This is a genomic window from Ruegeria sp. HKCCD7296, from assembly GCF_013110775.1.
Taxonomy (GTDB): Bacteria; Pseudomonadota; Alphaproteobacteria; order Rhodobacterales; family Rhodobacteraceae; genus Ruegeria.
On the sequence record NZ_WVRF01000002.1, the window covers coordinates 20,826 to 34,080 of the forward strand.

Here is a 13,255-nt window from a genome sequence, read left to right on the forward strand (position 1 = left end):
CGGTCTGTTGCTGGCACTCACACCCGCTCAAGCCGATCTAAAACGATCATTCAAACGTGTTGATAAGAGTAAAAAATGAAAGCACCACGCTTCGGAACTGTTTTCCTACTTTCGGTTGTTGTCGTTACAACAGCCGCCTGCATCCCCAGACCAGAAGACCTGGAAACAGCACCTGTTAAGGTACAGACGCCCCAGGGCGTAGTGACTTGTCAGCTGTATCGCCAGGATAGAGTCACCTGGGATCGCGCCATCGATTTTCCAGCGACGAAGATGTCGGTACCCCAAGCAGATGCCTATTGCCGACAAGAGGGTCAACGTCGCCTGAAATAACTGTGTCGGCGCCCATTTTGGGCGCCGCGCCGCTATCTGTTTTTGAACAAACCACCCAGAATACCGCGCACGATACGTCGCCCGGTTGTTCCTTTTAGCTCCTTGATGACGGCTTCGGTCATCGCCGTCGCAAACGTGTCTTTCTTGCGCTGCACACGAGAAGACGATCGCCCCACCCTGCTGCCTGAGTATCTGCGAGCTGCAGAAAACTCCCGCTCCATTGGTGATTGAGCCTCTAGCACCTCGTCTGCTTCTGCCTGTTCCGCAGATTTTGCCGCCGCATCGGCACGAGCCTGCAGGATTTCAAATGCAGACTTTCGGTCCACACCTTTGTCATACTTGCCTGCCATCGGGGACGCCGCCAAAATCGCTTTGCGATCAGCGCCAGAAATCGGCCCCAGCTGAGATCCCGGAGGACGAATCAAGGTGCGTTGGACAATGCCCGGAACGCCCTTCTTTTGCAGCATCGAGGTCACGGCCTCTCCGACCCCGACCTCTCGGATCGCGGCTTCGGTGTCGAAAGCCGGGTTCTCTCGGTACGTTTCGGCGGCCATACGCAGGTTCTTGCGGTCTCGCGCTGTGAAGGCGCGCAAGGCGTGTTGGACGCGATTGCCCAGTTGGCCCAGAATGTCTTCAGGAATATCCGCCGGGTTTTGCGTGATGAAATATACCCCGACGCCCTTCGATCTGATCAGACGCGCCACCTGTTCTACCTTGTCCACCAAAACCTTGGGGGCATCGTCAAACAGCAAATGCGCTTCGTCGAAGAAAAAGACCAGCTTTGGTTTCTCGGGGTCGCCGACCTCGGGCAGTTCTTCGAACAATTCACTCAACAGCCAGAGCAGGAAAGTGGCATAGAGCCGGGGCGAGCCCATCAATTTGTCAGAGGCGAGGATGTTCACCATGCCCTGCCCGTTATCATCCGTGCGCATAAGGTCGGCCAGATCCAGGGCAGGTTCGCCAAACAGTTTCGAGCCACCTTGGTTTTCCAGCACCAGCAAACGTCTTTGGATTGCGCCAATCGAGGATGTCGACACGTTGCCATAGCGCAAGGATAGCTGCGCACGGTTCTCTCCGATCCAGACCATCAACGCCTGAAGGTCCTTCAGATCCAGCAACGGCATCCCTTCTTCATCGGCCACACGGAACGCGATGTTCAAAATACCTTCTTGCGCTTCGCTAAGTTCCATCAAACGCGACAGCAGCAGCGGCCCCATTTCCGTGACCGTCGTGCGCACCGGATGGCCTTGTTCGCCAAACAGGTCCCAGAAGGTCACCGGGCAGGCAGAATAGTTGAAATCCGAAAACCCGATACGGTCAGCGCGGTCCAGAAAGGCCTGATGCAGTTTATGTGTCGGACTTCCGGCCAAGGCCAGACCAGACAGGTCGCCCTTGATGTCCGAAAGGAAAACCGGAACGCCGGCTTGCGAGAACCCTTCAGCCAGGATTTGCAGCGTTACGGTTTTGCCCGTTCCGGTGGCTCCGGCAATCAAGCCGTGGCGGTTTGCGTAGTTCAACGTCAATTCCTGCGGAGTGCCATACCCTTCGCCACCGCCGCCCAAAAAAATAATTTTGCCCATTAACACTGCCTTATAGTTCACCGATCCGTGTCCAGCATACAAAGTTAACCTTTGACTGCGATAGTCATTTTGCCCTGCGGAGGTTCGGATCACGTGGGGCAGACTTCCTCCCTGTCGACTGGCCGTGCCTTCGGGCACGGCTTTTTTGTCTGCGCCAATACATGTGTATGTGCTGATTGGCAGATTAAATTTTCAGGATAGCTGTTGACCCACCAGCGCCGCTCTCGTAGGGTTTGCGCATAAATAAGTCGGCCAGTCCGACGGGGAGAACCTTTTGAGGGAGGGAGCTGATCAAACGGCTCCCTTTCTTTATGGTCGAAGGACCCTTTTCCGCCGTAAGAGCAAGAATTTGTTCACGTTGATCAGGGCGGGTCTGTTAGTGCCTGACACCGGTTCAGAACAATGCTACATGAGGCAAAAAGCGCAATCATCAAACCGAGGCATTCATGATCAAGCACCTTCTTTCCGCGAATGTTCTGGCCGCCGTCTTTCTGAGCAGTGCGGTCAACGCTCAAGAATCCACTGACGAAACCCAACAACAGGCCGAGACACCTCAGACCGAAGCGACGCAAGAGCTAGACCTGGGGGAAACTGGCCCCCGTGTTGGCGAGCAATACGTTAAGGAAACAAGTGGCGACTGGAACATTACCTGCCTTAAGACCGAAGCAGACAATGACCCTTGTTTGTTGCGTCAAATTCTTTCGGGTGCCGAGGGTCAACCCATTGCGGAAATCTCGATCAACAAGCTTCCCGAGGGTGCTGCAGCCGTGGCTGGTGCCAGCCTGATCGTGCCGTTGGAGACCTTGCTGCAAGCGCAGATCGCGGTATCCATCGATGGGGCACCAAGCAAGCGATACAACTATCATCACTGTAACCCGGTTGGCTGCGTTGCTCAGTTGGGTTTCACGCAAGGTGACATCGACGCAATGAAGGCTGGTAGCACGGCCACCATATCTATGGTGTCCATCCTTGCCCCCAATCAACTGTTGCAAATCGAAATGTCGCTGGCCGGTTTCACCAGTGGATATGATCAGTTGGAAGTCTTGCAAAACTGATTTAATGCAACAAGGGCCGCTTTGTCACAAAGCGGCCTTTCAAAACTGAGCGTCAGGTATTCTCAGACGCGCTTCAAGGCCAAGACGGCATTCAGCCCACCGAACGCAAACGCGTTGCTTAAAGCAACGTCAACCTTTGCTTCACGAGCTTCATTCGGCACCACGTCCAACGCACATTCCGGATCCGGCTCTTCATAGCCGATGGTTGGTGCAATGACACCGTCCCGCAGCGCCATGATACAGGCCAGAAGCTCTACCGCTCCGGTGCCTCCAATCAAATGTCCATGCATGGATTTGGTGGACGAGATCATCAGATCATCCGCGTGCGGTCCAAACACATCTGCGACTGCTGCACATTCGGTTTTGTCATTGGCTGCAGTGCCTGTGCCGTGGGCGTTGATATAACAGACATCGCTGGCGTTCAGCCTTGCATCCGCCAGAGCGCCCGCCATTGCACGTGCAGCCCCTTGCTTGCTTGGCATCACAATATCTGCTGCATCCGACGACATCGCAAAACCGACAACTTCACACAGTATCCCCGCGCCGCGCGCGCGCGCGTGCTCATATTCTTCGAAAACAAAGATGCCAGCCCCTTCGCCCTGAACCATTCCGTTGCGGTTGGCGCTGAACGGGCGGCAGGCGTCCTTGGACATCACGCGCAAACCTTCCCACGCTTTGATCCCGCCGAAACACAGCATGGATTCAGACCCGCCTGTGATCATCGCCGGGGCGGCCCCGCTGCGTACCATCTGAAAGGCCTGCGCCATGGCGTGGTTGGAAGAGGCACAGGCGGTCGAGACCGTAAAGCTGGGGCCTTTGAGGTTATGCTCCATGGACACGTGGCTGGCAGCCGCATTGTTCATCAGCTTTGGAACAACAAACGGGTGAACCCGGTTCTTACCATCCTCATAGACCGAACGGTAATTGTCATCCCAGGTCGAAACGCCCCCGCCCGCCGTGCCAAGTACAACACCGGATCTGGCGGCCAATTCGCCGTGAAACTCAATACCCGACTGGTCAATCGCTTCTTTGGCAGCAGTCAGAGTGAACTGAGTGAACCGGTCGTACAAGGACATCTGCTGACGATTGAACCGCCCTTCCGCCTCGAACCCCCGAACTTGACCACCGATCTTGATGGCCAGACGTTCGACGTCGCGAAACTCCAGTTCCGAAATGCCACAGCGCCCTTCGCGCATGGCCTCCAAAGTGTCGGGAACCGAATGGCCCAGAGAGTTGATCGTACCTGCGCCGGTAATGACAACACGTTTCATGAGAGCAGGTCAGACCTTTTCCGACACAAGCTGCTCGATCCCGGTGATGATCGCAGCCACATTGGAAATGTCGAAATCGTTAGCTTCTGGTTCGTTCGCATTGAACGGGACTGAAATGTCGAACTCTTCCTCGATTGCAAAGATGCTTTCGACCAGACCCAGACTATCGATGCCCAGATCTTCCAGTGTGCTTTCGGGCGTCACATCCGATGGCTCCAGCACGGCCTGCTCTGCAATGATTGCGATGACGCGGTCGCTGATGCTCATGTCGATCCCCTGATTTTCAATCTGTCGATGATTTAGTCGCTTGAGGACTGTTTGAAAACAGCCTTTTTGAGTGCCTCGACGTCGCGGGCCAGACGAGGCAGTCGGCGCTGGGATTTATAGATATTGGTGTGGGTGTCCATCTTGACCGCCGGATAGCCCATAATAACCCTTCCAGCAGGGACATTGGACAGGATTTTGGTACCCCCACCGGCGATCACGCCGTCGCCTATGAAAATGTTGTCGGCGACCCCGGTTTGGCCACCAAGGACAACATTGTTCCCAATCTCTACAGACCCAGACACGCCGGTTTGCCCACATAGCAGACAATCCCGTCCGACTCGGGTGTTGTGACCGACATGGACAAGATTATCCAGTTTCGAGCCGTCCCCGATCCGGGTGTTTCTGATCGTGCCGTTATCGACTGTGCAGTTCGAGCCAACCTCGACGTCATCTCCGATCTCAACCGCCCCTAGAGAGTGAATGCGCAGCCAACTTTGCGCCTTGGCTTCGCCCTGATCGCCCATGGTTTTGCGCGCATTCTCAGCACCCGAAACTTCGGGGGTGACATAGCTGAAGCCATCGCCTCCGATCCGCGCACCAGGTTGCGCAATAAAACGGTCTCCGATCTGCGCGCGGGCCCCAATACTGACCATTTCGCGCAGCAAGGCACGCTTTCCTAGCGTGGCATCGATGCCTATCGTGCAATGCGCGCCGATTTCGGAACCTTCGCCAATCCGTGCGCGCGCACCAACAACTGTCAGAGGCCCGATAGAAACGTTAGCACCAATCTCTGCCGTTGGATCAATAACGGCTGACGGATGAATGCCCGGCTCGGCCCCCTGCCCGCGATCAAGCATCGAAGTAATGCCTGCCATGGCCATGCGAGGGCGCGTGACAAAGATGGCCGCGCGCAGACCCAACGCTTGCCAATCGGCCCCTTCCCAAAGAACCGCAGCACGTGCCTCTCCACCCGAAAGTGCCTCGGCATATTTCGGAGACATCGCCATCGCCAAATCTGTTGGACCCGCGTCTCCGGGTTCGGCGGCACGCAAAATTGTAAGGCCGCCATCGCCCTGACATTCTGCACCCAGAGCTTCAGCAATGTGTTGAACGGTAAACTGCATGACGGGTTTCCTTTTGGCAGGATTTGACCCGTGCTTACCCCTGAACGTCTTGCAGGGCCACCCCTGCCTTTTGCAGAGCGTCCCAAATCTTGGCATCGCGGTTATAGACGTCGCGACGATACTGCACTTGACCCTTGGGGCCGATATAGGCCGTCCGATAGATCAGATGCACCGGCACATGTTGATCCAGTTCAACTTTGGTTTCCTTGCCGGTCTTGAGAACACGGTGAAAGAACGCCTTGGGGTCTTCCTCTTGTTTTGCCAGCAGCGCATACGCAAACTCGAAAGGCTGCGCCAAACGGATACAGCCATGTGAGAACGCCCGCACTTCACGCGCAAACAAACTTTTCTGAGGCGTATCATGCAGATAGATGTTGTGCTTGTTGGGAAACATGAACTTCACCAAACCCAGCGCATTGCTTTTGCTGGGGGGTTGGCGCATCGCAAACGGGAAGTTTCGCGCCGTGAACTGAGTGAAATCCACCGCCCCGCGATTAACCTGACGACCGCTGCGGTCGGTGATTTCTATGTGACCCACCGCATTTGGATTGGATTGCAGTTTCGGCAGATATTCCTTGGTTATGATCGAGCGCGGCACATACCAGCTGGGGTTGATCACCATATGCTCCATCACATCAGAAAACTCGGGGCTGCGGCGATCATATGTGTTCTTGCCAATCACCGCGCGGGTTTCAAACGTGACTTGCCCGTCATCAACAATTTTGGCTGAAAAGTCCGCCTGATTCACAAGGATATGGCGCGTGCCACGTTCCCTTGGCAACCAGCGTTCGCGTTCGAGCGCTACGTGAACAGCTTTCAAACGGTCCGATGCTGGCCGGTTCAACTCGGTGATTGTTCCCTTGCCCGCAACGCCGTCAGGCTCCAACCCATGTGCAGTTTGAAACGCCTGAACGCCAGCCAGCAGTGCGTCGTCAAAAGACGGGCTGGCCGATGGCTTCATGTAACCCATCATCACCAGACGATTGCGCAGTTTAACAACATTCGGTCCTGTGTCACCGAATTCCAGTTTGGAAACGGGCACAGTTGCGCCCCAACCTCCCTGGTTTACCAGGTCCTCCAGCAGAAGCTTTTGCTTCATTAGTGCTCGGTACTGACGTGTTTGGGGTGGCAATTGTTCCAGATATTGCGCGCCTTGATCAGCCAAACCGGCCAAATGCTCGGCCGCGCTCCGACGTTTCAATGTCCGAACAAGGCCATCGTCCACACGTCCGGGCTCAACAGTTCCCGAGTAAAGCGCGTCAGCATATTCGATAAAAGCCCGGCTGAGTTCTGCCTCAACCGCACCAAGATCACGAACTGAACGGGCCTGCTCCATTTTCTCTATCAAAGCTGCGACTGTTGCATCCGACTGTGGCAGACCGTGCATTTGGGCCTTGGACAACGCATTTATCAGCGCGGCACGACGATTTGCATGCTCAACCGTTTCACCGACCCAAATGGGTGAAAACCCATTCGTGCGATAGAACTCTGCTATATTTGAGGTCTGCGGAGTGTGTTCCGCAACCGCCATTTGAAACGCGGTGTTCGGCGCGGGGTCAGAAGCCGTGTTCGCAAAGCTTGCCGTCGCGGTAAAACACGCGGTGAGAAAGATACTGGTACTGGTGCGGAAAACAGAAAGCATTATAGGGCCTTGAGTATTCAATAGCTTGGACTTGGGATATGTGCGTCAAACAACTATGGGTTTGGGCGGCAAAGCTTGTCTATTCACAAATACCTTACTCAATCGCTTCTGTTGGTGGCTGATGCGTGTTTGCATCGGCCTGTCGGCGAAAGCTTCGCAGTTGCACAGTTTCTAAGAAGTACTGTGTCATTTGCGCAAAAAACTGCCGAAATTTCCCCCTTGAAATGGTGAATCTGAAACACTTCTTGGCCACCGATTCCGATTGTGTCATAAAAATCGCATCTGGGATGGGAAAAAATTAATACGGCGCGCGTAACATCGTGCGCAGGCAGGAACAGTACGGGACGAACCAAAAATGACAAAGAGCAGTTCCTCGGGCTTGACCCGGCGTGCCCTATTGGGCGCGTTTGCAGCAACCGCAGTCGCGGCAGCTCCCACCTACTCCAATGCAGCGGGCTTTTTGCGTGGCGGCGGCGATATTCGTCGCATTCGTATGTATTCCGGTCGCACGGGCGAACGGTTGGATATGATTTATTGGGTCGATGGTAAGTATATCAAGGACGCTGTCAAAGAAGTGAACCACTTCATGCGTGATTGGCGTACAGATCAGGTAAAATCCATCGATTTACGCGCGATTGATATCATGGCAGCATCACACAACCTTTTGGATGTGAATGAACCTTATATGTTGCTGTCCGGCTATCGCTCTCCGCAGACCAACGCTATGTTGCGTTCCCGGTCGCGTCGCGTTGCGCGAAAATCGCTCCATATGGAAGGTCAGGCTGCTGACCTGCGTCTAGCTTCTCGCTCGGTCTCGCAGATGGCCAAAGCAGCTATTTCGTGCCGCGCAGGTGGTGTCGGCCAATACTACGGTTCCAATTTCGTTCATATGGATTGCGGAGTCGTTCGCAGCTGGCGTGGTTAAAGCGCACACCAAACGGTTTTCGCGTTTCTGAAACGCTTTAGCAGGAAAACTGGTTTTACCTGCTATATCCCCGCATCTCCACCTCCTCCGCCTGCGTCACCCGAGTCGCTACTGGATGCAGCCTCGGCGGTCGAGCTGCCAGACTCACGCGCCTTTTCCTTTTCGACATCAGAATAAACATTAGACACAGACACATCGCTGCTCTCTGCTTCATCGTCGCTGTTTGGATCGTCGTCGGTCAGCTTGCCAAGGATGAATGCAAGCACCACTCCGACTATTATCCAGCTTATAACGCTGGGGAGGGAATAACCCGAAATAACAGTACAGCCCAAAACCGCTACTGTTACGACCACAACGAAAAACAATTTTTTTGAAGAGATGACTTGCACGTTCTTTCCTCCATCAAAGGTGACGCGAACCAACCCCATCGGGAAAGTGTATAGCAAAATGTGCTGATAAAAAATTACACTTCGAAGAGTGTGCCTGCGGGCGTTCTCAATATCCGACGAAACTGTACTTAGAATCCGTTCAAAGTGGTTGAGAACATGCAAGAAAGTGGCGCACCTGAGAGGATTCGAACCTCTGGCCTCTGCCTTCGGAGGGCAGCGCTCTATCCAGCTGAGCTACAGGTGCGTTGGTCGTTAGCTAACCTTGATCCGACTTGGGTGCAACTGGAAATCGTGCCCGTTGCGCTCAGTTTCGGATCAAAGTCAGGCGAAAAGATCATGTGCCAATTCAAGGGCATCGATCAGAATGTCGACCTCTTCCGTGGTGTTATACAGACCGAAACTGGCGCGGCATGTTGCAGTTACACCCAGGTGGTCCATCAGTGGCCCGGCGCAGTGATGACCTGCGCGAACAGCGACGCCTTTTTTGTCCAGGATGGTCGACACATCATGGGCATGCCCCGCCCCGTCCAGTGTAAAGCTGAAGATAGCGGCCTTGTCGGGGCGCGTGCCTTGAACCTGCAACCAGTTCAAGCCCATCAATCGCTGCATGGTATAATCGCGTAGACTGGACTCATGCGCCGCAATGTTCGCCATTCCAAGCTCCATCATGTAGTCCAAGGCCACGCCCAAACCTATCGTCTGAACGATACCCGGCGTGCCAGCTTCGAACTTCATTGGTGGATCGTTATAAATGACCTGATCTTTGCCGACCTCCTTGATCATGTCCCCGCCGCCTATAAAGGGGCGCATTTCGGTCATGCGCTCGGATTTGATGAAGATCGCCCCGGAACCGGACGGACCATAGAGCTTGTGACCTGTGATCGCGTAGAAATCACAGCCGATCTCTTCGACATTCACCGGCATATGGACTGCACCCTGGCTGCCATCCACCAGAACCGGAACGCCTTTGGCATGGGCGCCATCTGTGATGGCTTTGACATCCACGACAGTACCCAGGACGTTTGAACACTGGGTCACCGCGACCAGTTTGGTCTTTGGGCCAATCGCATCAATCACGGCCTGAGGGTCCAGCCCACCCTCTGTATCCACATCGACCCATTTTAAAATAACGCCCTGCCGTTCACGCAGAAAATGCCAGGGCACGATGTTGGCGTGATGTTCCATGACGCTCAGAACGATCTCATCCCCGGCTTCAAGGCGCGGCATTGCCCAGCCGTAAGCGACAAGGTTGATCCCTTCGGTCGTGCCCGAGTTCAGGACGATTTCGTCTTCATTAGATGCGCCAAGAAAGCGGGCGATGGTGCCGCGCACGGATTCGTATTTCTCGGTCGCAAGGTTGGACAGGTAGTGCAGACCGCGATGGACGTTGGAATATTCCTCGGCATACGCCCGAGTCACGGCGTCTATGACGACCTGTGGCTTCTGAGCCGAAGCGCCATTATCCAGATAGGTCAAAGGCTTGCCATTGACCTGACGTGACAGGATCGGAAAGTCAGAGCGGATTTTCTGCACATCATACATAAGCGTATTTCCTAGACAGGTCCGGTTGGGGTGAACATCAGAACAATGGGCAAGGCGACGATCGCGGCCAGCAGGATCACAGCAAAAGCCTTGCCGAGTGAGCCGAACTGATGCGCCTCGTTTAAAAAATGGAGCGTTATGTAAAGGCTCCACCCCAGGGTTGCCAGCCCCAAGAGAAGCGATACAGCGGGCAAGGCCACTGTGGATAAGGCCATGGCCAACGACGCAACGCTTTGCAACAAACTTAGCCAGATCATGAGGGACAACAGGCCAGAAAGCGTTGCACGTCCACCAAGTACCCGCCCGACCAACAGAAAAGCCAGTACGCTCAGAAGCAATCCACCGGCAGAGGTAAGCAAAATTATCGAAATGCTATCGAAAGCTTGGGACGGTTGGTCATTCGGCAAAGTTTGAGCCGTTAAACGGAGTGCTAATTGGACGAGGCTGCTGATAACCACAGCTAGAGCGAACGCTAGCCAGACTGCTTCTCGCCCCAGATCCAGGGCCAAAATCTGACGGGCCGCTTCGGCAGGCCGTCTGAGCGTCAGAACAGCCAGTGGACCTAGTGGTGGAATAGTCATTCAGCCGCCCTTTGTACTTGCCTGAGACCCGATAACCAGAACCAGACAAAAACAGCAACCCACAGGAAGCCTACAATTGACAAAGCAGGTCCGGGTCCGATGAACCCAGCTACCAGACCATTCAGCAAAACCAGCGGTGCAGACGAAAGCAGCGCCCAGAACAGGGCCAGCCTTGCCCCATAAGCAGTGCCCTTGCCGCCAACCAGACGCGCGGCCCAATGCGAGACCAAAGCCAGCGTGTAGAAGAACAACGGCAAGATAAACACGGTGCCCAGCAGCGCACCGCCCAGCAACATATTCAGTTCAACACCTTCCAGATGAGCCTGCCGTGCGAGCCCTGGCATCTGCGCAATAAACGCGACGATGCAAAAGCCCATGACAAACACTAGCGCGCGGTCTTCACGAGGCCCCAAATCCAGAAGCCGACGCACAACGCGCCCCGGCCCCCGGTAAGTTGCCAAAATATCTGACGAAAGAGCCATCAGCTGCGGCGGTCGAGCCACCCCTCCAGACGGCTGACAATCGCTTCGGCCAACGCGCTGTCTTCGATTTCGTCGACCGCTTCGGCCAGGAACGCAAGTGTCAGCATATTGGTCGCGTCCTTGGTCGGAACCCCGCGCGAGCGCAGGTAGAACAGTGCGGTTTCGTCAATCGCGCCCGAAGTCGAGCCATGCGAACACGCCACATCATCGGCGTAAATCTCAAGCTCGGGTTTGGCTAGGAACTGGCTGTCGTCATCCAGAAGCAGCGACTGGCTGATCTGGTAGCCGTCGGTTTTCTGAGCCCCTTCCTTCACAAGAATCTTGCCTTGGAACACGCCGGTCGCACCGTTGCGCAGCACTTTCTTGAACACCTGACGGCTTTCACAATTCACTGCGTCATGCGTGATGAAGACTGTGTCGTCATGGTGAAACTCGCCATCGCCAACGCAGGCCCCCGCCACATGCGCAACCGCATCGTCGCCGGTTAGTTCTACAACCTGTTCATTGCGGGTCAGAACGCCATTCACCGTCAAAGTGAAGGATTTATAGACCGATTCCGTGCCCAGACGTGTGAACATATGGGTCGCCGCGCGACGCTCATGGTCCCTGCCCTGTGCACGGACATGATGCAGCGTACCCTTGTCGGCAATGTCGATTTCCATGCATTTGTTAAAGCGCGAGGCTGCTGGACCAGTTTCAAGGATGGTCGCCTCGGCCCCGCTTTCCACCCGAACCACGTGATGCAGGATCGCGTCTGACGTCGGCGAAGCGTGGCGATAGATCAGGTTGATCGGTTTGGACGGTTTGCCTGTCACGTGAATGGCAACACCATCCGACGCAAATGCCGTGTTCAGCGCTGCCAGCGGGCGCTGGACCGGTACCTGACCGCGGGCTTCCAGAACGCCATACAGGTCCTTGGCCCAGTGAATGTCTTTGCAGCAGATGTCTTCAAGCCGGTCGATGCTTACACCTTCCATCGACAGATCATCCGATTCCTCGGCACTGAATACACCGTCCACGAAAACGATATTCAGCCGGTCGAACTCACTGAATACCAACGGCTCATCATCTGAGAAGACAGCAGCAGGCATCGCTTCGGGCGACACCAAAGTGTCAGGTTGGGTGTATTTCCAGTATTCGTCGCGACGGTTAGGCAGGCCAGTTTCAAGCACACGTGCCAGAGCGTCTTCGCGCGCGGCACGCGTGCAACCTGCGTCAGGCATGGTCAGCGCAGATAGCCGCGCCTCGGTTGCGGTTTGTTTTGCTTCGGGCAAGGCCATCAGTTCACCTCGGCAAGAATGTCAGCATAACCGTTGTTTTCGACCTCAAGCGCGAGGTCCGGACCGCCGGTCTTGACGATACGACCATTGGCCATAATGTGCACGACGTCCGGTTTGATGTGATCCAAAAGACGCTGGTAGTGCGTGATCACCAGGAAACCACGGCCTTCATCGCGCAGGGCATTCACACCTTCGGCCACCAGCTTCATCGCATCCACGTCAAGGCCCGAGTCTGTCTCGTCCATGATGCACATCTTAGGTTCCAGCATGGCCATCTGAAGTATTTCGTTGCGCTTTTTCTCACCGCCCGAAAAGCCAACATTGACCGGACGCTTCAACATGTCAGCGTCGATCTTCAGAGTTTTCGCCTTCGCGCGCACTTCTTTCAGGAAGTCGGCGGCCGACAGCTCTTCTTCGCCACGTGCCTTGCGTTGCGCATTCACTGCAGTCCGCAGGAAGGTCATATTGCCAACGCCCGGGATTTCCACCGGGTACTGGAACGCCAGGAATACACCCGCAGCGGCGCGCTCTTCCGGTTCCATTTCCAACAGGTCTTCGCCGTCCAGCGTGGCCGAGCCTTCGGTCACCTCGTAACCGTCGCGACCGGACAGAACATAGCTGAGCGTCGACTTACCCGACCCATTGGGCCCCATGATCGCATGCACCTTGCCGGCCTCAACCGTCAGGTCCACACCTTTGAGAATTTGCTTGTCTTCTTCTTCAAGCTGCACGTGCAGGTTCTTGATTTCCAGCATATTTTCCTCGGCTCTCATCTCTATTCGCGCGT

13 protein-coding genes and 1 tRNA gene are annotated in these 13,255 nt (G+C 55.2%); 2 read left to right on the plus strand and 12 right to left on the minus strand.

The annotated features are described in order from the left end of the window. Window positions 1-362: 362 nt before the first annotated feature. On the minus strand, window positions 363-1,910 hold the full coding sequence (locus GS632_RS02845; protein ID WP_171238865.1) for a helicase HerA-like domain-containing protein: 1,548 nt from the start codon (window positions 1,908-1,910) through the stop codon (window positions 363-365). Window positions 1,911-2,356: 446 nt separating this feature from the next. Here GS632_RS02845 and GS632_RS02850 point away from each other — a divergent pair, with 446 nt between their 5' ends. Next, the gene (locus GS632_RS02850) at window positions 2,357-2,965 is read left to right on the plus strand and encodes an invasion associated locus B family protein (protein WP_171238866.1); all 609 of its coding nucleotides are present in this window, start codon (window positions 2,357-2,359) and stop codon (window positions 2,963-2,965) included. Between the two features lie 62 nt (window positions 2,966-3,027). On the opposite strand, the gene GS632_RS02855 is transcribed toward GS632_RS02850, so the two are convergent. The 4 genes from GS632_RS02855 to GS632_RS02870 are packed head-to-tail and all read right to left on the minus strand — an operon-like array spanning window position 3,028 to window position 7,269. After that, on the minus strand, window positions 3,028-4,236 hold the full coding sequence (locus tag GS632_RS02855; protein WP_171238867.1) for a beta-ketoacyl synthase: 1,209 nt from the start codon (window positions 4,234-4,236) through the stop codon (window positions 3,028-3,030). 9 nt (window positions 4,237-4,245) lie between these two features. Next, entirely contained in the window at window positions 4,246-4,503 is a 258-nt protein-coding gene (locus GS632_RS02860) for an acyl carrier protein (RefSeq protein ID WP_171238868.1), read from the minus strand. A gap of 32 nt (window positions 4,504-4,535) precedes the next feature. After that, complete coding sequence (lpxD, locus tag GS632_RS02865; protein ID WP_171174047.1) at window positions 4,536-5,627, minus strand: UDP-3-O-(3-hydroxymyristoyl)glucosamine N-acyltransferase; 1,092 nt, start codon at window positions 5,625-5,627, stop codon at window positions 4,536-4,538. Between the two features lie 34 nt (window positions 5,628-5,661). Beyond that, window positions 5,662-7,269, minus strand: coding sequence for a murein L,D-transpeptidase (locus tag GS632_RS02870; RefSeq protein ID WP_171238869.1), 1,608 nt, complete (start codon window positions 7,267-7,269; stop codon window positions 5,662-5,664). 355 nt (window positions 7,270-7,624) lie between these two features. Between GS632_RS02870 and GS632_RS02875 the strand changes: the two genes are divergently transcribed. After that, complete coding sequence (locus GS632_RS02875; protein WP_171234259.1) at window positions 7,625-8,194, plus strand: DUF882 domain-containing protein; 570 nt, start codon at window positions 7,625-7,627, stop codon at window positions 8,192-8,194. Between the two features lie 62 nt (window positions 8,195-8,256). Here GS632_RS02875 and GS632_RS02880 read toward each other — a convergent pair whose 3' ends face one another. The 7 genes from GS632_RS02880 to sufC form a co-directional block, all read right to left on the minus strand. Beyond that, window positions 8,257-8,745, minus strand: coding sequence for a hypothetical protein (locus GS632_RS02880; RefSeq protein WP_171174053.1), 489 nt, complete (start codon window positions 8,743-8,745; stop codon window positions 8,257-8,259). Window positions 8,746-8,750: 5 nt separating this feature from the next. Beyond that, a tRNA-Arg gene (locus GS632_RS02885) sits at window positions 8,751-8,827 on the minus strand. A 77-nt stretch (window positions 8,828-8,904) separates the two neighbouring features. Beyond that, window positions 8,905-10,125 (minus strand): cysteine desulfurase, encoded by a 1,221-nt coding sequence (locus GS632_RS02890; RefSeq protein WP_171721414.1) that lies wholly within the window; start codon window positions 10,123-10,125, stop codon window positions 8,905-8,907. 11 nt (window positions 10,126-10,136) lie between these two features. Beyond that, a complete protein-coding gene (locus tag GS632_RS02895) occupies window positions 10,137-10,706 on the minus strand; it encodes a Yip1 family protein (protein WP_171238871.1) in 570 nt (189 codons plus the stop codon). After that, window positions 10,703-11,188 (minus strand): YIP1 family protein, encoded by a 486-nt coding sequence (locus GS632_RS02900; RefSeq protein WP_171238872.1) that lies wholly within the window; start codon window positions 11,186-11,188, stop codon window positions 10,703-10,705. Before GS632_RS02900 ends, GS632_RS02895 begins: the two co-directional genes overlap by 4 nt. Then, window positions 11,188-12,468 carry a SufD family Fe-S cluster assembly protein gene (locus GS632_RS02905; RefSeq protein WP_171721413.1) on the minus strand — a complete coding sequence of 427 codons (1,281 nt, stop codon included), beginning with the start codon at window positions 12,466-12,468 and terminating at the stop codon, window positions 11,188-11,190. Before GS632_RS02905 ends, GS632_RS02900 begins: the two co-directional genes overlap by 1 nt. Further along, window positions 12,468-13,223 (minus strand): Fe-S cluster assembly ATPase SufC, encoded by a 756-nt coding sequence (sufC, locus tag GS632_RS02910; RefSeq protein ID WP_171176171.1) that lies wholly within the window; start codon window positions 13,221-13,223, stop codon window positions 12,468-12,470. The genes GS632_RS02905 and sufC overlap by 1 nt, the downstream gene beginning before the upstream one ends. Between the last annotated feature and the right edge of the window lie 32 nt (window positions 13,224-13,255).